Source organism: Methanosarcina sp. Kolksee (assembly GCF_000969945.1).
Lineage (GTDB): Archaea > Halobacteriota > Methanosarcinia > Methanosarcinales > Methanosarcinaceae > Methanosarcina > Methanosarcina vacuolata.
Genome location: NZ_CP009524.1, coordinates 2,430,567 through 2,454,838, shown reverse-complemented (window position 1 = coordinate 2,454,838; position 24,272 = coordinate 2,430,567). Strand labels below are relative to the sequence as shown.

Below are 24,272 nucleotides of genomic sequence, written 5' to 3'. Positions count from 1 at the left end.
CCAATATGCACATTAATACCATAATTTCACTATAATATGTACCAATATACTTATATTCCTTTATATTAATTTCCGGTTAATTAATCGAAGTATCACCCATACTTTGAATGTACTGGGGAATCAAATTGAACAGGTTAACTATTTTACTGGCAGTCTTTCTTCTCTTAACATTAGGCTCGGGTATCGGAGCTGCGGCTGAGGTTTACGTCCAGCCTGGAGATTCGATACAAACCGCATTGGATAATGCAGTCTCAGGTGATTTAATTATCTTAAAACCAGGAATCTATACCGAGAATATTAAAATAGACAAAGATAACCTCGTAATATCTTCGGAATCTGGGAATCCTGATGACACGATAATTACGGCTAAGAGCTCAGACAATCATGTAATCTCTTTAAAGGCTTATAACGTGAAAATTAGTGGACTTGGGATTACAGGAACAAAAAACAGCTATGCAGGAATCTATCTATCAGGAAGTAATAACTGTATCATTGAGAATAACAAAATCCTGAACAACGGTTATGGAATTTACCTTTCGAACTCTAAAAGCAATAAGCTGTCAAATAACGTGATTACAGATAATGAAAAATATGGAATCTTATTATCGGACTCGACCAATAATACCCTCTCCGGAAATACGGCTTCGGAAAATAAAGACACTGGTGTCCATATCAGCACTTCCGACGGTAACACACTTACAGGCAATAACGTATCCTCAAACGACGTTTACGGCCTTTTCGTCTGTCCAGAGAGTGACGACAATCTGATTTATAATAACTATTTCAACAACACCGTCAATGCAGAGGTTCAAAATGGAGTCGGAAATGCCTACAACACAGAAAAGACCGAAGGCGAGAATATTGTCGGCGGTTCCTACATTGGAGGCAATTTCTGGGCAGAACCTGATGGTACAGGTTTTTCGGATACAGCAGTCGATGCGGATGGAGATGGAATTGCGGATTCCGAATACAGGCTCTCGCAAAGTACCTACTCTGATCAGTTACCTCTGATTTCGTCTTCCAACTCACAGCGGTCCGGACCTCCGGTAGCAAACTTCGAAATGAACAATAGCAATGGTTCTGCTCCTCTTTCAGTCCAGTTTACCGACATGTCCGAAAATGCAGACTCGTGGAGCTGGGACTTTGAGAGTGACGGGAAAATCGACTCTTCGGAGGAAAACCCTGTTCACGTGTTTACGACAATCGGAACTTACACTGTTACCCTCAGCGCTACGAATAAAAATGGAACAGATTCAAAAACTGCCGCAGTAATTGTCACACATCCTGTTATGGTTACCTATCCTGTAGAAAACATCTCCGGGAACAATATTACCGATGATTCCGAAGCTGGCGAAAACGCAACAGTTGCAAATGGAAGTTCCGGTAACATGACAAATGTTGAGGCAGGCGGTAACGGAACCTATTACAATCAAACTGAGGACAGTGGAATTGCCAATGTGGAGCTTGATTCCCAGAATGGATCAGAAGCTTCCGGCCTTAATGAAGAAGCGAATGGAGGAATAAATACTTCAAGTGTTGAATATGCACTTGAAAATAAAACAGATGCTCCAGGGTTTGAAATCTTTTACGGAGCAGTTTCCTTGCTTGCTGTGTTCCTGTACAGAAAAGTAAAACCAGGAAATTAAATGAAAACGGCAGATGAATCGAGTAAAAATGATAACTGAACCTAAAAAACGGTAACATAATCCCTCAAAAACTGTAACTGAACCTAACAAAAACTATAGCGGAACCTAACAAAAACTAGGCTCTTCGTCATTCCCTATGGATAAGATGATTTTCAATTCAAGACCGCATTGGTTTTTATGAGAATATTATGAGGATATCCACACAAAACCACGAAGAGCCAAAAAATTAATTAGAATAACGAAAAATTAAATAACAAATTGAGGTTTTTAAACCTTCATTTTTCCTTTCCTTATTTACTTCATACTGATGAAGACTTTTTCTTACTTCTGTACTGATGAATAAGTACATATTAAGTAAATTATAATGAGTATCAAATATTACCCTAAATATATTCAGTGAAGTTATAAAAAATAATTCAAATGATTACTACTGATATTTAAAAAGTTCCATTTCAAGATATTTATCTTCGAAAACGTTTTTTCTACTCTGGCTGCATTTGAATAATACCGAAAAAACTCCTTTCCATCAGGATTGTTCCTGACCAAATAAAAGAAATTGGGATTATCCTGTATGGGTAAGCAGGATTTTCAAAGAGTTGAAACCTTCTTTGAAGGCTTATTTCCTCAATTTGAGGTTTTTAATTGCCTTGAAAATCGCTTCAGGTTAAAGCTGCAAAAGCCGAGAAGCGAAATCCAACCGATCTTTGACAGGAGACATAGTAAATAAGGTTTCTTTCAGGCCGCGATCTTACCTCATTATGATAATGCAGGGATGATTCCAAAAAGCTTTTATATTAAGTCGATGAGGTACTTCGTGGAAATCTTGGGGGAACTTTGAAAAATATATATTTAGTTATTCTCCTTCAAGTTTCAGAAAAAACGACATAATCCGGAATTTGCTCTGCCAGCCCTCTGAAGGCTAAATTGGTTACGGACGCTTATGGAGTTAGAAAAGAAAAAGACTCGATGAGTTTCGTAAGCTGTTCCAGGAATGCAAAAACAGATTCCAAGCTTCGAAAAACAGACAAAGCGTTCATTGAATTAAGATGCAAATTAGCAGAAGCAAATCAGAATTAATGCAAGGCGGGTAAAACCCAGATCCGTCTTTCATAATCCAGCCATGAATCTTACCCAGGATTCACCCTGCAACTCACTGAGATCCTAAAATGGATCCAACCCATCCAACCCGCGATTCAACCCAAAACCCAACCTGTGATCCAACAGGGGTCTTCGGGGTTTAACCCAATCCAACCTGTGATCCAACAGGGATCCTCCTGAATTATCCCAAAATCAGCTTCGATTATTCGGCACCTAACCGAGGATTAGCCCAGGATCCGCATTCGAGTCAGTTTGGGACCCAACAGGACTCAACCCCTGTACAACCTGGAAGTTGACCCCACGATCCAATCCAAGATTTAGCTCCGATCCAATCCTGAAGGTCGTAAGAAATCATGCAGCTTATCAAGAAACCCGAAATAGACCTTGTCTCGGAAGCTCAGAAAGAGGTCGCCAGACAAAAAATTGAGCAAAAAGGCCGATATACGGACAAACTTAAAACTTACAGATGTTCAAAGGAATTCGAAACAACTAACTTTGAAACCCTAAACCCCGAAATGAGATTTTTCATTGAATACAGTAACAGTACCCTATCTGGTAGTACCTGTAAGGTTGAAAAGCCAGGTTTATCTATCCTGCAAACTGCGAAGAAAGACTTTTCAGGCTTTAACCTTCAGTCGACTGAGAACGTTTTACAAGTAGTCACTGGCAAAGCAACCGAACATTGCTCCTGCCCGTTGACCCAGAGAGTCGGGAACTAAACTCAGTAAGACGGTGTTAACATGTCAGTTAACGACTCGGTCAACCGGATAGTGGCAGGTTCCGGTGTAATACTTGCAGGAACCTTCATCGGAATGCTTCTCGACATTATCACCAAAAAAGTGCTCACGTCACACCTTGCGCCAGCCGACTTTGGCACATATGCCCTTGCACTCACTGTAATCTCAGTTACAGGTGCAATCGCAACCCTTGGACTCAATGAAGGAGTTCCAAGATATATTGCGTTCTTCAGGGGCAGGCATGAGGAACAGAAGGTGCATGAATTAATAATCTCAGCCATGATTATGGGCTTGATTGCAGGCTTGCTTTCAATTCTTGTATCACCCTCCCTGTTCCATACTCTGGCAGGAAATGGCTTTGATGCACAGGGCAAAGTCCTGTCCGTAGTGAAGACTCTTATCTTTGCAGTTCCGTTTACCATACTTCTGAACCTGACAGTAGCAATCTACAGAGGATTCGACCGTACGAATGTTAACATGTATTTCTATAACATTATAAGGCCGGTATCTCTACTTGGGTTTGCCACAGTTGCCGTATTTATCAATGCTTCCCTGAAGGGAGTCGTATTTGCGGATCTGCTCTCAATGATCTTTACCTTTGGCATAATGTCCGTGTACTTTATAAAGAAGCCTCCAATCAAGCAGACAGTCAAGCAGGAAAGGAAAATTCAATTTGGTGACACAACCAGGCAGTTAATAAGGTATTCATTTCCACTCTTGATAACCGCAACTCTGCTTAACATTATGAGCTGGATAGACACAATAATGCTTGGCTATTTCAAGTCGGCTGAAATCGTTGGAATTTACAATGCAGTATACCCTCTTGTAGGGTTCTTGTCTCTGGTAATATCTTCCATAGGCTTTGTTTATGTCCCTGTTACATCAAAGCTCTGGGGTCAAAACGAGACTGCTCCACTTGGCTCAATTTATGAGGTAATGACTAAATGGTGTTTCCTGCTTACATTCCCTCTCTTCGCACTCATATTCGTGTATCCCGAGTACTTTATTACAAAGCTCTATGGAGCGCAATACGTAAGTGGCTCCACAGCCCTGCGTATCCTTGCCCTGGGCTTCATAACAAATTCGTACTTCGGGTTTAACTATCATACTCTGTTAGCCTCTGGTGACTCGGATTTCCTTATGAAGTGCTCAGTTGCAAGTGCAGGCATTAATATCGCAGTCAATTTCATGCTTATACCTGAGTATGGCATGGTAGGTGCAGCTATAGGGACTGCAGTGTCCTTTTCATCCATCGAAGTTCTGATGACTTTAAGGGCCTGGAGAAAGCAGAATATGCATCCTTTCACCTCGATGTACAGGAAATTAACTTTTATCGTTATCTTGATGGTCGGGTCCATGCTCGCAGCCAAGAATGCACATCTACTTACCGGAGCACTCTGGGAGTACACAGCCTTCATAATTGGATATTTCCTGATCGTTCACCGCGCAAAAATCCTTGACAATGCTGAAATGAAGATGATAGGCGAGATCAGGAAGAATTTCAGGTATAGACTCCGCCTCCGCATTCAACCACTCAAGACCCTTGCATCATAATTTAATCCGTGCAGGGAAAAGCCGGCAATCTTTATATTTGAAGAGTATCCGCGGCCTGAGCCTTCGTGGATTGAATTGAAAAAAGTCGAAAAGAAAATACAGACAATGCTATAGTTCATCCCAAAACCAATTTTATTCCCAAATCAATGAAAGTCTCAGAACTAGTGTCGAGTTAACAGTAAAATGTCGCATAAAATCGATTGCAATTATTCGTAATCATTGAATCCTTGATGATTGACTCGACACTAGTGTATAGATTCTCAGATAAATACATAATAAGAAAATAATTACAGTTTATAACGCAAATATTATTTAAAAGTTACATGGAATTATGTAACACAAGACCGGGTATTCGTAACCCTTTTCACTCCCTTAGCAATAAAAATGTTAGGGCATATGGGATCTTTTTTATTCAGAGTAACAGAGGAACTTATTCTACCTTTTTCTGTCCTGGTTGTAACATAAGGTTCTGAGAACGAGACGTATTAAAAAATTTTCTTAATTTAAGGTTCTCCACTCATTTTCAATGTTTGCCAACTATTATTAGACAGTATACTTTCCAAGAAACTGATTTCTTCAAACTGATTTCTTCAAACTGATTTCTTCAAACTGATTTCTTCAAACTGATTTTTCCCCAAATGCGTAATAATAAACCTGGAAAAAATAATATATAGTAATAAAAAATAAGAAGTAAGTATTAAATATTAATTAGTAGTATAGATAATATGTCTCTAGCAAACAGACACAAACCTTAAACCACTTCCTGAATAGTTTAAGTGCCTGAACTTCTTTTTACCCGGTCTGTGAAAGCAGATAGGGATAAGGTTCAGATAATTAAAGAAAGATAGAAGGCTCCGTAAATATTCTCCAAAAAATCTCCATTAATTTGAACTGAATGGTTTGATCTATTTTTACTCACGTCTTTCAGCTTTTTGATGTTGATTTACAGAAAGAATTTCTACAAAGCCAATAAAAAATATTTAATTAGAACTATTTCGGGATATAAAAAGACAGAGATAAGAATACTTAATTTTATTTTTATGTTAAATATGAATATTGAATTCTATCTAAATACAAATTTATCAAAAAAAGTAATACCAAAATATATATAAGTAGTACTCAACAATACTGCCATGTCAAGGCATTGTTTAGAAAAATAACCAGCAAAATGTTGCAAGATATTTAAAGAAGCTGGGATTTCTTTTTAGGCAAAGTTATATTTATAATAAATAAATATAGGAAGAAATAAAAATGCATATTCCAGATGGATATTTAGGGCCGTATACCTATACCGCGTTTTGGATCATTATGATTCCGATATGGTATTACGCTGGAAAAAAACTGAATGCAGAACTTAAGTCCAAACAGGTCCCTCTGCTGGCACTATCAGCTGCTTTTTCATTTGTAATAATGATGTTCAATGTACCTATTCCTGGAGGTAGCACAGGTCATGCTGTTGGAGGTGCAATTATCGGCATAGTCCTGGGTCCATGGGCAGGAGTTATATCTATTTCTGTAGCTCTGGTGTTACAGGCATTGATGTTCGGTGATGGGGGAATAACGGCCATAGCCGCGAATTGCTTCAACATGGGAGTGGTGATGCCTTTTGTCGGTTACTATATTTACAAGTTTATTAGCGGAAATTCTGAAATCACGTCCTCTAAAAGAGTTATTGCTTCGGCTATAGCTGGTTACTTATCTTTAACAATCGCAGCTTTCTGTACAGGTGTTGAATTCGGAATACAGCCCATTTTGCATCACACTGCAGCTGGAACCCCACTTTATATGCCCTACCCATTGAGTGTAACTGTTCCTGCCATGGTACTGGAGCATGCTCTTGGATTTAGCATCCTGGAAGCACTGATTACAGCACTTATTTTTGCCTATATCCAGAAAACGGATACATCTATACTTTATGTGGAAACATCCGAAGCACAAAAGAAAGAAATGAAGAAGGCAGTTACAGCCTGAGGTAAAAACATGGAGAAAATAATAAGAAACTTAAGCATTGGCTTGATAATCCTTATGATTTTTGCACCATTAGGTCTTTTGGCCGTCGGCGAAACCTTCGGTGAGTGGGGACCTGAAGAGGTCAAGGAGAAGCTCGGTTTTGTGCCTCCAGGGCTTGAGGAGCTCTCTGATTTCTGGAGCGCTCCAATGCCTGATTATGCTTTTGCGGGCGGCGATGAGTCGATGACTATGTCTTCTGTAGCATATATTCTGTCAGCAGTGATAGGAGTAGTAATATGCGGTGGCCTACTGTATTTTATAGGAAAAAAAGCTGCCAAAAATTAAAATTTTTAAATATTGCCGTGAGTTTGTCATATATTGAAAACAAATATAGCTCTTCGCTGTTTTGTGTGGATATCTTATAATGTCTCCATAAATACCAATGCGGTCTTGAATTGAAAATCATTTTATCCATAGGGAATGACGAAAAGCCACAAATATTTGGTATTGTGAGAATTTCAATAAACCCGTAAGTTTGAGGGATCGTTTATAATACTTATAAAACATAGATTAATGAGATTTATTGAAATTCTCTATAATTTGGTTCTCTTTATGTGGAATTCCTTTTCCATAACTTTTGGAATATAAAATTTTGTATAAACATCGGCACCTTTTTATAATTTTAATTTTTGTTTATTTTTATAATTAACTCATATCATATTTTAATACTAGCTGGAATTCAGGTTTTAGAGTGGGTTAACAATGGTCCCAGATTGGATGAAAAAAACAGATACCGTTTCATGTCAGTGCTCAGCGGTGCATCACGGTAAGAAGGGTTTTATAGGAAAAACGATTGACGGAATCTTTGGCTTTTTGGAAGAAGCTTTTGTCTCGGATAGCTTCTCGAAACGCGATGGTTTCCTGCAAAGTTTGGACCCTAGAGCCAAGTTGATTTCCATCCTGACCGTGATATTCGCAACGAGTTTAATCGGAGACCTGAGAGTACTGATCTTTGTTTATATGCTTACTCTGCTTTTTGCATATCTCAGCAAGATCGATGTCTTATTCTTTATCAAGCGGGTGTGGCTCTTCATACCAATTTTTGCAGGAATCATCGCCATACCAATGATCTTCAATGTTTTCTTTCCAGGAGACCCTCTTATCAGGTTAGCTTATCTTGGCCCTGGGGCACACCTGGGACCGTTTTCACTCCCCGAGAGCATATATATCACCAAACAAGGCGTCAACTCTGCTGTGATATTTATAATGCGTGTCGCAGCATGCGTATCTGCCGTAGTTTTGCTTTTTCTCACCACGCCTCAGCAGGTTCTTTTTAAATCCCTGCGCTCGGTGGGAGTTCCTAAAATCTATGTTTTCACGCTGGAGATGGCCTACAGGTACATTTTTCTGCTAACTGATATGGTGCGGGAGATATACATTGCCAAGAAAGCCAGGACCATAAAGACTGGAGGCATGTTCGAGGAGCAGAAATGGGTTGGTGGACGAATCGGCTATACGTTAATAAGGTCTCTGGATACAAGTGAAAAAGTTCATGCATCCATGATGTCCAGAGGGTACAATGGTGATGTTAAGATAATGCAGGAGTTCAAAATGCGCAATCGCGATTACATTTCAGTGGCAATTGCGATATCCATGAGCGTATTGCTAGTGTTGATCTCCCATAACATCATAAGGTGATATGAACATGGAAACAATTTTTGATGTGAAGAATGTATCATATACATATGTTGGAAAAATAAATGCATTAAATGATATCAGCTTCAAGGTGATGCCAGGTGAGCAAATCTCTATAATGGGCTCTAATGGGAGTGGGAAATCGACTCTACTGACCCTTCTGGATGGACTTATATATCCTACTTTGGGAGAATTCTATGCTTTTGACAATCAGATAAGCGAAGATGTTTTTGATGCCATTAAAGATAATGAATTCAGGTCTTATTTCAGGAAAAGAGTAGGATTTGTCTTTCAGAACTCAGATGTACAGCTCTTCTCGTCCACAGTTTATGAAGAGGTTGCCTTTGGACCCCTGCAACTCAATATGACTCTGGAAGAAGTTAAAACCAGAGTGATAGAAGTCCTGGAGATGATTGGAATTACCAAGCTTAAAGATCGATATCCTCATACACTGAGTGGAGGAGAGAAGAAAAAAGTCTGTATAGCCGCTGTTTTGGCTAATAACCCGGATGTCCTTCTATTGGATGAGCCCACTGCAGGATTGGACCCAAGGACTCAGCTCTGGTTGATAGAGCTATTACAGGAACTTGGGAAGGCAGGAAAGACGATAATTACCGCTACTCATGACCTTGAAACAGTAGCGCAGATTAGCAAAAGAGCCATAGTAATGGGTGAAGATCATAGAATTGTTGTGGATGGAGATGTGGAAAAGGTGCTCAATAACAGGGAACTTTTACTTTCTACAAATCTTATCCATGAACACATGCACGTTCACGGCAAGCTTGTGCATGAACATTTACATGCTCACTATAGAGAGCATATACACGAGTACAAAAATTGAGTTGCTTTATTTCATTTAAATTATTTTCAGTCATTATTTTCCAATTCTTCACACAATATATATTAAAAAAATCTTCTAAATGTTCCTTTTTATTTTATTTTTCTCTTCATTAATAATTTCTATTTTAGGGTCCTTAAAAATTGGTCCGCTTTTTAAGGATTAATGAGCTTTATTTTTGAGATTAAATATTGTTTCATTATCCCCCAGAGTAAAATACATATGAAAAACAATTTATTTTGTATTTAAAGTAAAATATTCTTTCAATTTCAGTTTTAGATGCTGATTAGTCCTTCTTTAATGTTAAATTTAGTATAAAGAAAAAATGTGATCGAATGCCATAATTACAAATAAATATAGTTTGTCAAAAATAAAGTTATTATTACATTCGGTTCTCAATTTTAAAGCTTAATTTTAGTTATTATTTTAAAATTTGGATTTTTCGAGTGTATTTTTGCTTGGGGAACTCAAATTACATACATATAATCTCAAATAAGCATTTTGGGATCTTAATTTACACACTGATTTTGGAGGACCCTATTCTATTTTCTTTTTTACTCCATCCTTTGCAGAAACAGCAAAGTCCACAAAATTTAATAAGAACTATTTAATAAAAGTGCAATATATTACATATCGGGGAAAATATGAGCCGGGAATACGTAAGAAATCTGGTTACCAGAACGATAAAGGAATGGCTGGAAGATGATGCAATGACTTACAGCGCCGCGCTGGCGTATTATTTTGTACTGAGTCTTCCTGCTCTCCTGTTATTTTCAGTATCTATAGGGAGTATTTTTTTGAAATCTGAAAATCTCCAGAGTACAATAATAAACCACCTGCAAGGAGCCGCTGATGAGAGAATCATCAATATGACAATTCTACTTTTCGAACGTATTCCGGAACTAAATTCTCTCTCAATAAGCGCATTAATAGGTTTTGTATTTCTTCTCTGGAGTGCGAGTAACGTTTTCAGGCAATTGAAGAATTTCCTTGAGAGAGCATGGGATATCAAACCCGCTGAATCCAGTAGCATTAAAGATTTTACAAAGGATGCAATCATGTCCTTTGTTATTGTTATTTTCTTTGGAGGGCTGCTTGTAATGAGCATATTTGTTGAAGGATTTCTTTATGCGGCTTCAGAATTGTTCCAGCAATTTCTACCATTTTCACCTGTAATTGCTGATTATACAGGTCCAATAGCCAGCTTCCTTATTCTTGTGCTGTTTTTCATACTTGTGTATAGAGTGCTTCCCGATAAGAGTTTTGATTTGAAATCGGTTTTTGTAGGGGCTCTCGTAACAGCATTTCTTGTAACAATAGGAAAATACGCTATTGCACTTTTTTTTGCATACAGTAACCCTACAAGCGTATATGGAGCATTAGGGTCTGTTATAGGATTATTTCTTCTGTTTTACTATTCCTCAATTATGATTACGCTTGGTGCGGAGTTTACAAAAGTTTATTCGGAATCTTAAAAATGGGTAGTCCGCCATTATGTGGTTGATTTTTGTTAGTCCGCCATTATTCGGTTGATTTTTGGTATTTCATCGTTATTCGGTTGATTTTCTGGTATTCCATCATTACACGGTTGATGTTTTCGTGATTAATTTTCCGGTGCTGAAAAAAATGCCTTATGTTTCGTGCATCAAGCATGCTATTAACCTTACTGAATTGCAAAAAAGGTACGATAAGCCACTAAAAATGTTTTGGAAATAACACCAACTAACTAATAGTGCAATGACCTAAAAATGCTCACCTCAAAAAATAAGGGCTAATTATTCTTTTAATTTTGATTCTGTCTTATTTTACGATTTGTTTTTCATGAAATTCCGGTATCTGTTAAATCCTGGTATAAAAAGATGGCTCTTCGCTATTCTGTATGGATAAGATAATTTTCAACTCAAGACTGCATTGGTTTTCATGAGAATATTATGAGAATATCCACACAAAACAACGAAGAGCCAAAAAGATTTGTTAAAGAGCTGTATCCGACTGTAAACTATCCATAAGTCGATCTTAAAATTCTCTTTGAGACCGGCACCGGGAATCTTCTTATACTATTAAAAGAAATGTGAGAAAAACGTTATGTACTAGTAAACATAACGCATTATTTGCCATATATTTCCTCTGACTAACGCGACTTATAACATAATATTGCCTTGTCAGAAAATACAGGCATGAGTAAAATAAAAAAACAACTTGTATTGCCGCAGGTTCATTGTTATCAATTCTGAATTCAACCGCGTAAGTACTTAATTATAATAATATTTTGAGTAGGTGAAATTGTGAGAAAAGAACTGATAGTTCTGTTAGTAATATTAGGAGTATTCCTTGCAATAGGGTGTACTGGTAATGGAAATGAAGCTACAAACGAAACTGTTACTCCAGCCACAAACGAAACGGGTGCAGCCACAAATGAAACGTCGGTTTCTGAACAGAACCCTGACGCTATAACAGTATCTGCCGCTGCCAGCCTTACCGAAGCTTTTACGGATATGGAATCCCAGTTTGAAACTGAAAACCCCGGCACGGATGTGAATTTAAATTTTGCAGGGTCAGGAAACCTGCGTAAGCAAATAGAAGGAGGAGCTCCAGTTGATGTTTTTGCTTCTGCTGACCAGAAAAACATGGACATGCTTGCCAATGAGACCCTCATCGACAACAGTACAAGGAAAGACTTTGCTGAGAACTCCCTTGTGCTCATAGTCCCTGTAAACAGCGATCTTAATATAACCGGAATAAAAGACCTGACAGCCTCCGATGTGGGAAAAATCAGCATTGGAAACCCCGAAACTGCCCCTGTAGGTAAATACACAACCCAGGCATTGACTGACGCAGGACTCTGGGACCAGCTAAAAGATAAGACGATACTTGCTGAAGACGTTAAACAAGTACTCACATACGTGGAAAGAGGAGAGGTTGACGCAGGCTTTGTGTACATGACCGATGCAAAGACCGCAGACCCCGGAACTATAAAAATCGTTGCTACCGTCCCTGTTAATACTTCAATCAGTTATCCTATAGCCTTAGTTTCTGCTTCTGATAACAAAGAAGAAGCACAGGAATTCGTGGATTTCGTGACTGGAGACGAAGGACAGGAAATACTGGAAAAATACGGATTTACGCCTGAATCCGAATAAAAAAATAAGCTAAAAACATAAAAAATGATTTCCATGCTGGGCAAGATATGGTTTCCTTTATTTCTTAAGCTCCGGGTATAGCCATATCTTCTATTCTCTTCCTTTGCGTGGCGTTAATCATGGCTTATGTGTTTGTAAGGCCGTGATTTTCGGGGAAAAGGGCTTGCGGGGTTATTCGCGACCCTTCCCCTTGTCCTTCCCACCGCTGTAACTGGTTACCTTCTTGTGAATTTAAAATGCCATCTCTAGTCCAGCTAATCAGAGAAAAAAGCTCGGTGAGTGGAAGGTGAGAGATTTCCACTCAATTTAAAGAGAATACAAAAGTAGAGTTATAAAGCTATAGTCTCACTTTCTTTTTTCCGCTTGAAAATTGCAGTTACTCTGCCTTCTTCATCGATATCGTTCTTCATCAGAATCAGTTCCCACCCTTCATTTCCTATTCTTTCAAGTTCGCTCATCAATTGCGGCATGTTTAAGCCGTTAAGCTTGCGAGAATCATACTCCCATAGATGTATCATTTATTACGCCCCCGTTGACGATAAAGATAAATTTTTTAATGTTTATATTGGAATAAAACTATAAATAACCTGAACAAAAGAAAAAAAGCAATCAGGTATTTGCCTCAAACAAAGCTATCTTTTTCCTTCTTCAGGCTTGTTTTGTCGGGATGATCCATACAAAAATTCGGGTAAATTAAACATCCTGAGATAGTTGAAAACGTAGTCAAGCATCTTTATTATGATTCAGCCTTCTTGAGCGAACGAAGTGAGCGAAAAGGGTTAGTCCACCCGAGATGAGAATCTGGTGACGGAACTCGGATTGGAGAGCAGTACTCTAACTGGAAGAAAATAGGGCAATGGAAACCGAGGCTGATAACTCAATTATTATATATAATGTCCAGACTTTTAATAAACAATGATCAAAATCAGCTTCAAGCAGGGAACGCTTCTTATAGAAGGTAATGTGAGAGTTCCCAATGCAGTCTGGGATGAAAGAAGCGGAAATTTTAGAGCTCTTGCTCTTTATTACAGAGATATAACAGATTATCTGAAAAATTCTAAGATCCCTTTTAAAGACGAAGTGCTTGACCTCCTTCCCTGTCCTGACCTGGCAGCAGCTTATGAAGCGTCCGGAAAGAAACTTAAGTTAAGGGATTATCAGGCCGAAGCTCTTGTGACCTGGGGAGAAAATAATAGATGGGGAGTGCTTGTCCTGCCAACAGGGAGCGGAAAAACTCTTGTTGGGATCAGGGCAATTGCAGGCTGCAATACCCCTGCCCTTGTGGTTGTCCCGACGCTTGATCTGCTTGAACAATGGAAAAAACAGCTTGAAGAAGCCTTTTTAATGGAAGTCGGAAAGCTTGGGGGCGGGGAGAAGAAAATTCTTCCGATAACCGTTTCCACATATGATTCTGCTTACATTCATGCCGAAACTCTCGGGAACAGGTTTGGTCTCCTTGTTTTTGATGAAGTCCACCACCTGCCTGCAACCGGATACAGGAGCATTGCTGAGTTTTCCGCAGCGCCTTACAGGCTTGGGCTGACAGCCACTTACGAACGGGAAGACGAATTACACTCGGAGCTTAACAGGCTTGTCGGGGGAAAAGTATACGAAAAGCACGTATCGGAACTTGCAGGCAGCCACCTTGCTCCTTACAGAATAAAACGGATAGCTGCTGCACTTACGGATGAGGAAAGAAAAGAATACGACAAATGTTATTCGGCTTATACAGATTATCTCCGGAAAACCGGGATGGTTCTTCGGGGGCCAGGGGATTTTCAGAAACTGGTTATGAGAAGCGGGAGAGACCCTGAAGCCAGAAAAGCCCTTCTTGCAAGAAACGCAGCAAGAGAACTTGCTTTCAACACGGAGTCGAAAATTGAAAAATTAAAAGAGATCCTGAATGCACACAGGGAAGATAGGGTCTTCATTTTTACGGAACATAACCGGCTTGTCCACCGGATTTCCAGGGAATTTCTTATCCCTGCAATCACTTACAGAACGTCTGCAAAAGAAAGGAATTCCATCCTTGAAAAGTTTAAGGAAGGAAAATACAGGGCTGTAGTTACTTCAAAGGTTCTTGACGAGGGCATAGATGTCCCCGAGGCAAACATAGGGATTATAGCAAGCGGTACAGGGAGTAAATTAGCGTATATCCAGCGCCTTGGAAGGATCCTCAGGAAGAAAGAAGGAAAAGAAGCCATACTTTATGAAATTATCTCAGAAGAAACGACCGAAGCCGGAACTGCCAGGAGAAGAAAAGAAGCTGTTTCAAATCAAAAAGGCTCTGGAAGATCAACGCAGGAAAATCAAATGAAGACAGAGCCTGGAAAGGAAAACCAGATAAAAAAAGAGCCTGGAAAGGAAAGCCAGATAAAAAAAGAACAAGGAAAGGAAAAACAGATGAAGAACGAAAAAAGCTCAGGAGGCGGCTCACCTGCTCACTTCTGACCTTCTTGTAACCCGCATCTCCGGAGGGAAAATAAAGCCTGTATACGCAGCTTTTGATCCCGAAAACCTTGAACCTGCAAGGCTTCTGATAGAGACTTTCGAGCAGCATATCGGAAAAACCTATGGTGATCTTCTGGCTGAACTTGATGGTTACGAGGAAATGAATTACCGCTTTATCCGGGGTCTTTCCCAGTTGCTTGGAAGGCGCACCGTTATAGAAACAGATGCAGCTGTTGACCCGTCTCTGGCGAGAGAAGCTGTTTTTGAAGCCTGCGGAGGCATGGCACTTTCTCCTGCCGAGAGAAAAGAGGCTCTGCAAAAAGCTGCAAAAAAACTTTCAATTTCGGAAAAAGAACTTGAAAAAGCACTCTGGGCAGACCTTGAGGAAAACCAGGTCGTCAAAAGCTTCGTACCCCTTTCTCCTGCAGAACTCTTAAAACAGTACAATATTTCTCTGACTCAGACTCTGCTTTTCCGTGCAGTTGACCTCGACATCTGGATAAAAGGCGATTTTCAGAAAATCCTCTGGAAAATCCTTCGTTCAGGGCTTATGTATTCCCTTGAAGATACTGATGAGGAAACAGGCAAAATCGATAGAGAAATCAATAGAGAAAAAGAAGGAAAGGAAGGAAAAACCAGAGAAAACTTCGAAGAACTAAAAGCCGTTCATCTGCATCTTGACGGGCCTGCCTCTCTTTTTCGGATCTCGGAGCGCTATGGAAATTCCTTTGCAAAAATCTTTCCTGCACTGCTGAGGTCAAAAGGCTGGAGGCTCAAGGCAGGCATTCTTCACAAAGGCTACCAGGGGAAACGCATCCTGAATTTTACCCTTGATGACTCGGAAAAGTTTTTCAAAATCACTCCTGAAGCAGCAGTGTACCCGGAGGCCCTTTCGCCAGAGCTTCAAATTAAAGAAGAAAAGGAAAAATATGAAGCTGGGAAAGAAGCCGGAAAAGAAGCTGGAAAAGAAGCCGGAAAAGAAGCCAGGATTGAGGAAATCGATGCCGAAGAAGCTACCTATGACAGCACTCTTGAGCAGATGTTTGGCAGCCTCAGTTTGGGAAGCTGGAAAATAAAAAGGGAGCCAACGATTCTTAAAGCCGGAAAATACGCTTTTGTCCCGGACTTCTCTCTCCATAGGGACGGAATGAGGGTATACCTGGAAATAGTGGGCTTCTGGACTCCCGAATATCTGGAAAATAAGATTGAGAAGCTCAAGCAGGTAAAGGAACCTGTAATTCTCCTGATTGACAGAAAACTCAAGTGTTCTGAAAAGGATTTCCCTTCGCAGGACGTAATCTTCTTTGACAAAAAAATCCCTGCAAACGAAGTCATGCAAATACTCAGAAAGTACGAGGGAAAAAAGCTTTTAGAAGACCGGTCAAGACTGGAGGAAATGGAATTTCCAATTTCAGGAGAACTGGTAAACCTTGAGGAAATCGCAGTCGGAAAAGGAGTCCTGCCAGATGCTTTAAAGGAAGTGGTTGCAGACAGGCTCGCAAAAGCTGGAGAACTGAAAGAAATCGAGGAGTTCGGAAAAATCAGAGAATCAGAAAGAACTGGAGAGTTCGAAAAAGCAAGAGAGTTAGAAGAAATCAGGGAATCCGGAAAAGCCGAAGAATTCGGAAAAGTCGAAGATCTGGAGAAATATAAAAATTACTTACTCCTTGAAAACTACTTAATTCACAGACAACTGCTTGAGAGAATAGATCAAGAACTTGAAAGACCGGGTGCAGTAGAAACGTATGCTGACGCGGTAAAGGTTTTTGAAGGTTTCGGGCTTGACCGCAGCCTCTATTATCCAGTGCTTGAACAGCTAGAGTATAAGGTTATATGGGCAGGGCTGAGTGAAGAGAGTGCAAGGGTGAAGAAAACAGGAGTTTGAATAAAATTCACAGTAGTTTGAACTAAAGTTTTTAGATAAAAACGGGTTGAATAAAAATATCCTATGAAATAATGGATAAATTTAATAGGTTATGTAAATTTATTTCCAAGGCCTAAACTTCTCTAACTTCACTTCTTCAAGCCAATTTTCATTCCAGTTTACTCAGTGTATTCCACACTCTTCTTTACAGGCTTGAAAAGTTTCATAAACTCGTGCACGTCCTCTGGAAAATCCGTACTGACAGCAAGCCCTATTTCTTTTGCCTCGCCGGCTGAGAGAGGAGTGCTGTGGATCATTTCTCCGCTGACCAGTTTTTCGACCACTTCGTCGAGCCTGCTTTCCCCAGCCGGGCCTGGCTGGATTTTGCCTTCAAGAAGCTCTTTTGCAACATTTCTGGTGAATTTGAGGGCTTTTCTTGAGATATCGCTCATAACAAGGGTGATGTCATCGGATTGTTCCTTTTTTGTTTCTGCAGCATATATCCAGGAGGGGGCAGGGTACATCCCGCGAATAAAGTCTCCTATCTGGGGGTCGATTGGCCCGATAACCGCGTCCTTATCCATCACGATTTCATTTGCGGCAAGGGCGATGATTGTGCCTCCTGACATCGAATAGTGAGGAATAATAACTTTCGTGTTTTTCGGGTGCCGCCGCAGGGCGCGTGCGATCTGGATACTGGAATGGAGCTGACCGCCTGGCGTGTGCAGGATCAGCTCAAGCGGATAATCTTTGTATTTTCTTATCCAGCGCAGGATCTGCTCGGCATCTTCTTCATCTATGTACTGGTAGGCCGGTATCCCGAAAAGAGAGATTGCCTCCCGCCTGTGAATCATAGTGAGCACCTTGCAGCCGTGGCTTTTTTCCATAGCTTTCAGTTTTGCCATGCGCCGCAACCGGATTTGTTTTAGCTGCGACTGCGGGTAGATTATTGCATAGAGAAACAGAAGTACAAACAGAAGGGACATTAAATCCCAGAGACTAATTGTCGTGCTGTCAAGCGTAACCAGAATATTCCCCCAAAAGTCTCCCGCGGGCATCTTTAAAGCTAATTTTTGACCACTTGATCAAAAGGTAAGATAAAATCGGAACCAAAACAACCCTCGGGTTTAATCCCATTATAAATTGTCTTGCAGGTTTTTAATTTTTGGCTCCCAACCGCAGAAAAAGGTCTACTTCCAGTAGTACAGGAAAGGCCCTGAAAAAGAACAGGAGTTCTGCAAAAGGTTATGGAGAAATTATCCTGAGCCCGATAATCCCTGAGAATATTAAAATAACACAGAAAGCCCTGGCAAAGTCCATGGGCTCATTAAAGAGCAGGACTCCAAGAATCGTAGTGCCGATAATCCCGATTCCGGTCCAGACCGCATAGCTGGTTCCGATTGGCAGAGTCTTCAGGGACTGGGAAAGAAAATAGAAGCTAAGAGACATGCACACGACGGTGAAGATGCTTGGATAAAGCTTCGTGAAACCTTCCGTATATTTCAGATCTATTGCCCAGGCTGCTTCAAAAAGACCTGCGATAAAAAGAAAGAACCATTCCATTTTCGTTCCCAACCTGCTTATGTGAATTTTTAGAGTTACCCGTGAGGATAGCAGTCAAAAAGTGTTAAAAGCCTTTTTATTCTTATAACCTTGCATGTGAAGAGCCTGGAAAAGCCTATTCGTTTCTAAAAAGTACGCTAATGAATGTAAATCCAGATTTAATAAACCAGCAAAATCAGCAATTAAAAAATCAAAATAGAAGTCTGAACTGGAACTCAAACTGGAAATCAGAACTGGAAATCATAACCGGAAATCAGAACTGGAACTCAAACTGGAACTCAAAACTGGAACTCAAAACTAAAAATCAGAACTAAAAATCAGAACCGGATATTGGAATTAAAACCAGAAGAAACAGACAATAAACCTTTAACCCATGTGGAATAATATTTCAGTATGGCAGCCCCGAAGTACCTGAAACGTTACTTCAAGGTGCAGAGAGATGAAATGCCTTCCCTTTTTAAGATAACCGAAAGAATTCCGGTCCAGTTTGATCCAGGCATGCAGCTTGAAGAGCTAAGGAAAATTCATGGTAACGAGATCGAAGAGTACCGAAAACTCAAAGAAGACCTTGAACGAGAAGCCGCGGAAGTCCTTGACTATAAAAATGCAAATGACAGGCTGGCATTTTTTACCAGAAGCTTCCTGGAGCTTCCAAAAGCCAGTCCCTCTCTTCTTGACCTTAAAATTGCGATTGTAGACAGAATGCTGAAAAAATGCCAGTGCTGTGGGTGGCGCTGTGAGGTTGACAGGAAAGCCGGCGAAAAAGGATTCTGCAGGCTGACAGACCTTTCCAATTATGCTTCTGAGTTCCTGCACATGGGAGAAGAGCCTGAGCTTGTACCATCTCACACGATCTTTTTTACAGGCTGTACCTTTGCCTGCGTTTACTGCCAGAACTGGGATATTTCGACCTGTCATGATGCTGGAATTCGAATTGAGCCCAGGAAACTTGCAAAGCTTATCGACCTCCGGAGAATGCACGGGGCAAGGAACGTAAATTTCGTTACCCCGACTCCGCACGCGCATACCGTCCTGAAGATAGTCCGGGAAATCTCTGTAAATACGCCTGTGGTCTGGAACTCAAATATGTACCATTCCCCTGAAATTGCAGAAATCCTCGAAGGGGTTGTGGATGTCTATCTTGGAGATTTTAAATACGGAAACGATGTATGCGCCCGGAAATATTCAAAAATAAAAAATTACCTGGAAATCGTGCAGCCAAATTTCGAATTCGCCTACAAAACCTCAGAAATTCTCCTTCGCCATCTTGTCCTGCCAGGCCATCTGGAATGCTGTACAAGGCCGATTGCCGAATGGGTTGCAAAACATATCCCTCAAATCAGGTTCAACCTGATGTTCCAGTACAGGCCATGCTACCGGGCTATGGAGTATCCGGAGATTGGACGCCGCCTGACTCAGGAAGAAGAGGTTAAGGCGATCGATATTGTGAGAGAGGCAGGGATTGAGGATTTACTGGTCTGATTGTACATGTAAATGAACTGTGCTGTTTTTGGAAGGAAATGGCAGAAGAGTAGGTGGGGCCCACATTCAACATAATATATATAAAAAAGAATATATTTATATTTGAATTTACAAATTACTATTTATGGGGAGGGGAAGCGGAGTCTGTAAATTTCTATTAATAATTTTCACTTTTAGTTTGCTGGTTCAGGGGACCTGGGCAGCAGAAGCAAACAATGAAACAAATACGAATTCAAATGACACAATAGCAGAGATTAATGGCTCAATAAACGGTAAAATAAATGGTACAATATATAACGAAACAAATAAAACAATAATTGGCATTATAAACGGTACTGTAAATGGCACAGTAGATGGTACTGTAAATGGCACAGTAGATGGTACTGTAAGAAACACACAAATGTTTCCAAGTATTCTTTTATTACCACTTTTTCTTGGATCTCTTCTCTTTTTGTTCTGGCTATGCCGTTTTTTTGATAGGATGAACTTCTGTTTTGTTACGTTTTTACTTATAGCGTCATTGTTGGTTCTTCTGTGGCTTCACCCAGTTAATTTGATACTAAAACTGGTTCTTTATGCCCTCATTGCTTTGATATTATTTTTTATATACACGGCTAGTAAGTATGAATATAACAAAAGAAAAAAATATGAAAATAACGCAAGTGACAGAATTAACTTGATAATGGAGCTTCACGATATATTTAGAAATTTTATTGTAATTTTTGTAGTCCTTATATGGCCTACAGTGCTTTTATATTTTGATTATCAGAAAATAGACTATATTACATTTTATGGAATAACGAAACTGCAATTTCCGGTCTATATAATCGCTGCATCATTTATTGGCGTCCTTTCTTACCTTCTTTTAAGTATTGAAGAAACATTCGAACAACTTATTCCGGAATATAAAAAGACAAGTATTGCCTGGTCATATTTCAGAAGAATTCTTATTGCACCATTTATAGCGCTAGTAGGCTTCTATTTGCTAAATCACCTTCTAAGACTAGGAAAAGCTGAAGAAATAAATAATTATTTTGTTTTCGTGTTTTCTTTTTTTGCCGGAGTATTCACCAAAACGATAGAGGCATGGATCTTTGCCTGGGTTCAGGAGCTTCTTCCCGGTGATAAAAAGAATGAATTCGATGCCAGGGTTGGATACAAAGTCGAAAACTCTTGCTTTGTCACAAAACTGCGGCTTGACGAAGACCTTGCATATCTTCTATATAATGCAAAAATAAGAAAAATAGAAGAACTTGCAAGCTTCAATAATAATGTGGATTTACTTTTAAAGAAAGTTAATATTGATACTCGAAATCAAGGAGAAGGTACTAACTGTCCACTAAACGAGAGAAAAAACACGCTTGGAAGCTGTATGAGGAAACAACTTGAAAGCTTCAATAATAATATGAGTGTACTTGTAAATAAAGTTAATACTGATACCCGAAATCAAGAAGAAGGTACTAACTGTCCACTAAACGAGAGAAAAAACACACTTGAAAGCTATATGAGGGAACAACTTGAAAGCTTCAATAATAATATGGGTATACTTATAAATCGATTTAACATTGATACCCGAAATCAAGGAGAAGGAACTAACTGTCTATTAAACGAAATGAAAAAGACTCTTGGAAGCTATACGGAGGAACAACTCCAACTATATATAGACAGGGCAAAGTATTACACGGAAATGGATAAAAACTCGGATTTAGTCAAATACCTCAAAATGGACAAAGATTTAGCGTTCAAACTTTGGCTACTTGCCGATATAACAGATATATATGACCTGAAAAACTGTGATCCAAAATATATCCATAAAAAAACTTGTGACTACAAAAAAGAGTCTCAGGAAGATCATGACAGGTTATGTGAATGTTCAGAGGAAATAATTCAAAGCTTCAAGGAAAAAGCAAAGGTAGAGTTGGAACAAGACATAATTCCGGTTGCTGTTTTTTTGGTCTACCCTATATCAGGGAAATCTCCTTTAAAAGTTGAATTCACAGATAAGAGCACGGGTAGTCCTACATCATGGGAATGGAGTTTCGGAGACAATACTCCACATTCGAGAGAAAGGAATCCTGTACACACGTACTATAGTGCAGGGACATATACTGTCAGCTTAACAGTGAAAAATAAAAAAGGTAGCAGTACAAACAGAAACCAGCAAATTAAAGTGGAATGAAATATAAGTCCAGTACTTCACTAATTCATTTTCCCGTAAATGATGAAATAAGAAGGTAAAGTTTCTTCCACTTTTTAGGAATTCATTTGCTTTTTTCAGTTCATTCTTTTAAGTCCGAAACATTATTGCATGATACTTATATTCATAGTACATTGATTGTATATAGCGCATCTCTAAATCGTGTTTGTTCGCAATTTTCTGGATTTTGTAAGGGTTGTGGGTAAAACCGTAAATGTTTCTCGGACGGTTTTTTAAGGCCGACAATATTGAACTCTGAAAATCGCAACCTACTCGGTACAAAGCTTTTAAAAGCCCTGCATTCGGTGCAAATACTCCTAGTTTCCACAATGGGTATAATCGCGGGTCCAGTATGTCAAAAAATACTATTTTACCGTCTGTACTGAGATACTCTGATGCCTTAGCAATAAAGTCATCAATTTCTTGAAACGTTAAGTACTGAATCACTCCGGCTGCAGTTATTCGATCAAAGTTTGAGTCAAGGTTTTCCCAGAGTGTCTCATGGTCAGCAAGTATAAGGTCAATATTATTACATTTTCTTTGACTGATCCTTTTACTTGCTTCTCCAAGCATGGATGGGGAAAAGTCTACTCCTAAAAGCTGGTCATATTCAGGAGCATAGTAGGTCAGGAGTTCTGCAGAACCACACCCGAAGTCAAGCAGCGTTTTGCCTCCGTCGAGGTGGAATAGTTTTTCCCTGGCTTCCATAGCAAGAAACTCCTCAGACGAATATCTATGCCCTCCGTGTGTTTTATCCTTAAAAAAGCCTTCCCAAATATTCTTTGGCCCAGTATGTGTTTTTTTCATCTTTTTTCTACTTTCTACTTCCATGCCTATTCCCCCTGATAAAATTCCGTGTTTTATAATTTATAATTTTGAATTTATGTTTTAACAAATACGTTAATTATCGATCACATAATTCGTAATGAAGTAGACAGAGACTTCCAATTAATTTATCTAATAGAAAAATAGCGTATTCTGTTTCTTCCATAAAGAATCTTCAGATCCCCTTATCTTAAGAATAGTACACTATTTTCTTACTCCCCTAATACTTCTATTTTTGATAATGAAATATATACTTGATCTCTAGGAAGATAATGTCACTGAAGAATGTTAAGCTGAAGATATATAAACAGTACAAATTCCCAAAATTATTTAACATCAAAGCTTTTTTGAACTTTGTCCTATTTTTGAAAGTTAGACTCTTTATGAAAAATTTTTACATTCGTATTTGCTGTTCTTTTATAGTCTCCTTTATATTTTTAAGACCTTATTATATAATTTTAGAAAAATATATATAACATTAATAGGAACTAACTTACCGTTTTCCTAATAATTATAAAGAAAAACGTCAACTACTTCCAAATAAAAATGGGACCGAAAAAAAATGGCAGATACAGAAGGATTACTCCTTGAGATTGCTGATGCGGTAATCTCCTGTAAAAAGGAAAAAGTAATCGAAACGGTAGGAAAAGCGAAGTTAAAGCTCCCTCCAGAAGAGATCATAGAAAAAGGGCTCTCATCAGGCATGAACCAGGTAGGAACTCTTTTTGAGAGAGGGAAACTTTTCCTGCCCCATGTGATGATGGCAGCCGACGCAATGACTGCCGGGGTAAAGCTGCTTGAAGAAGATTTGCCAGCAGGCACACAGGAAAAGAAACTGGGAGTTATCGTAAACGGAACTGTCGAGGGCGACGTCCATGATATCGGCAAGTCAATAGTCTCTACTATGCTCCAGTCCTCAGGTTTTGAAGTTTATGATCTTGGCAGGGATGTGCCTACAAGGAATTTCGTAGAAAAGGCAAAGGAAGTCAATGCTGATATGATCGGCATTTCCGCCCTTATGACGACGACCCTTCAGGGGCAGAGGGAGGTAATTGAACTCCTCAAGGAAGAAGGACTCAGAGGTAAAGTAAAGGTTATGGTAGGCGGAGCCCCTGCAACCCAGTCCTGGGCTGACAAAATCGGTGCAGACTGCTATGCTGAAAACGCAAGCGAAGCCGTGGCAAAAGCAAAAGAACTGCTGCTATGAGCCTCAACTCTCAATAAAATCGATA

18 protein-coding genes are annotated in these 24,272 nt (G+C 39.5%); 14 read left to right on the top strand and 4 right to left on the bottom strand.

The features are described 5' to 3' along the window. The first annotated feature begins 125 nt into the window (after window positions 1-125). From MSKOL_RS10195 to modA, 9 genes are all read left to right on the top strand, one after another. The gene (locus tag MSKOL_RS10195; protein WP_052725411.1) at window positions 126-1,646 is read left to right on the top strand and encodes a NosD domain-containing protein; all 1,521 of its coding nucleotides are present in this window, start codon (window positions 126-128) and stop codon (window positions 1,644-1,646) included. Between the two features lie 1,451 nt (window positions 1,647-3,097). Next, window positions 3,098-3,463, top strand: coding sequence for a hypothetical protein (locus MSKOL_RS10190; RefSeq protein ID WP_048155854.1), 366 nt, complete (start codon window positions 3,098-3,100; stop codon window positions 3,461-3,463). A gap of 21 nt (window positions 3,464-3,484) precedes the next feature. Next, window positions 3,485-5,035, top strand: a complete 1,551-nt coding sequence (locus tag MSKOL_RS10185) for a flippase (protein WP_048155849.1) — start codon at window positions 3,485-3,487, stop codon at window positions 5,033-5,035. Between the two features lie 1,251 nt (window positions 5,036-6,286). Continuing rightward, entirely contained in the window at window positions 6,287-7,006 is a 720-nt protein-coding gene (gene cbiM / locus MSKOL_RS10180; RefSeq protein WP_048155844.1) for a cobalt transporter CbiM, read from the top strand. 9 nt (window positions 7,007-7,015) lie between these two features. Next, a complete protein-coding gene (locus MSKOL_RS21075) occupies window positions 7,016-7,330 on the top strand; it encodes a PDGLE domain-containing protein (RefSeq protein WP_048120687.1) in 315 nt (104 codons plus the stop codon). Between the two features lie 417 nt (window positions 7,331-7,747). Next, complete coding sequence (cbiQ, locus tag MSKOL_RS10170) at window positions 7,748-8,683, top strand: cobalt ECF transporter T component CbiQ (protein WP_048155838.1); 936 nt, start codon at window positions 7,748-7,750, stop codon at window positions 8,681-8,683. A gap of 7 nt (window positions 8,684-8,690) precedes the next feature. Further along, window positions 8,691-9,521 carry an energy-coupling factor ABC transporter ATP-binding protein gene (locus MSKOL_RS10165; RefSeq protein ID WP_048155836.1) on the top strand — a complete coding sequence of 277 codons (831 nt, stop codon included), beginning with the start codon at window positions 8,691-8,693 and terminating at the stop codon, window positions 9,519-9,521. Window positions 9,522-10,162: 641 nt separating this feature from the next. Continuing rightward, window positions 10,163-10,993, top strand: a complete 831-nt coding sequence (locus MSKOL_RS10160; RefSeq protein ID WP_048120681.1) for a YihY/virulence factor BrkB family protein — start codon at window positions 10,163-10,165, stop codon at window positions 10,991-10,993. A gap of 810 nt (window positions 10,994-11,803) precedes the next feature. Beyond that, a complete protein-coding gene (gene modA, locus MSKOL_RS10155; RefSeq protein ID WP_048155832.1) occupies window positions 11,804-12,658 on the top strand; it encodes a molybdate ABC transporter substrate-binding protein in 855 nt (284 codons plus the stop codon). 329 nt (window positions 12,659-12,987) lie between these two features. Here the strand turns inward: modA and MSKOL_RS10150 are convergent, their stop codons facing one another. Further along, a complete protein-coding gene (locus tag MSKOL_RS10150; RefSeq protein WP_048120677.1) occupies window positions 12,988-13,176 on the bottom strand; it encodes a hypothetical protein in 189 nt (62 codons plus the stop codon). Window positions 13,177-13,573: 397 nt separating this feature from the next. Between MSKOL_RS10150 and MSKOL_RS10145 the strand changes: the two genes are divergently transcribed. Together MSKOL_RS10145 and MSKOL_RS10140 are read left to right on the top strand one after the other, a co-directional pair. After that, the gene (locus MSKOL_RS10145) at window positions 13,574-15,109 is read left to right on the top strand and encodes a DEAD/DEAH box helicase (protein WP_048155828.1); all 1,536 of its coding nucleotides are present in this window, start codon (window positions 13,574-13,576) and stop codon (window positions 15,107-15,109) included. Further along, window positions 15,096-16,994 (top strand): DUF790 family protein, encoded by a 1,899-nt coding sequence (locus tag MSKOL_RS10140; RefSeq protein WP_048155825.1) that lies wholly within the window; start codon window positions 15,096-15,098, stop codon window positions 16,992-16,994. Before MSKOL_RS10145 ends, MSKOL_RS10140 begins: the two co-directional genes overlap by 14 nt. 158 nt (window positions 16,995-17,152) lie before the next feature. Here the strand turns inward: MSKOL_RS10140 and MSKOL_RS10135 are convergent, their stop codons facing one another. Beyond that, the gene (locus MSKOL_RS10135) at window positions 17,153-18,031 is read right to left on the bottom strand and encodes a hypothetical protein (protein ID WP_231592180.1); all 879 of its coding nucleotides are present in this window, start codon (window positions 18,029-18,031) and stop codon (window positions 17,153-17,155) included. Between the two features lie 187 nt (window positions 18,032-18,218). Next, window positions 18,219-18,536 carry a multidrug efflux SMR transporter gene (locus tag MSKOL_RS10130; RefSeq protein WP_048155820.1) on the bottom strand — a complete coding sequence of 106 codons (318 nt, stop codon included), beginning with the start codon at window positions 18,534-18,536 and terminating at the stop codon, window positions 18,219-18,221. 393 nt (window positions 18,537-18,929) lie between these two features. Here MSKOL_RS10130 and MSKOL_RS10125 point away from each other — a divergent pair, with 393 nt between their 5' ends. Both MSKOL_RS10125 and MSKOL_RS21070 read left to right on the top strand, forming a co-directional pair. Further along, window positions 18,930-20,018 carry a radical SAM protein gene (locus MSKOL_RS10125; protein WP_048120668.1) on the top strand — a complete coding sequence of 363 codons (1,089 nt, stop codon included), beginning with the start codon at window positions 18,930-18,932 and terminating at the stop codon, window positions 20,016-20,018. 124 nt (window positions 20,019-20,142) lie between these two features. Beyond that, window positions 20,143-22,197: a PKD domain-containing protein gene (locus MSKOL_RS21070; RefSeq protein ID WP_048155817.1), complete on the top strand. Its 2,055-nt coding sequence runs from the start codon at window positions 20,143-20,145 to the stop codon at window positions 22,195-22,197. 108 nt (window positions 22,198-22,305) lie between these two features. On the opposite strand, the gene MSKOL_RS10115 is transcribed toward MSKOL_RS21070, so the two are convergent. Further along, a complete protein-coding gene (locus MSKOL_RS10115) occupies window positions 22,306-23,046 on the bottom strand; it encodes a methyltransferase domain-containing protein (protein WP_082091096.1) in 741 nt (246 codons plus the stop codon). 556 nt (window positions 23,047-23,602) lie between these two features. On the opposite strand from MSKOL_RS10115, the gene mtbC reads away from it, so the two are divergent. Continuing rightward, window positions 23,603-24,247 (top strand): dimethylamine corrinoid protein MtbC, encoded by a 645-nt coding sequence (mtbC, locus tag MSKOL_RS10110; protein ID WP_048120666.1) that lies wholly within the window; start codon window positions 23,603-23,605, stop codon window positions 24,245-24,247. Window positions 24,248-24,272: the final 25 nt, after the last annotated feature.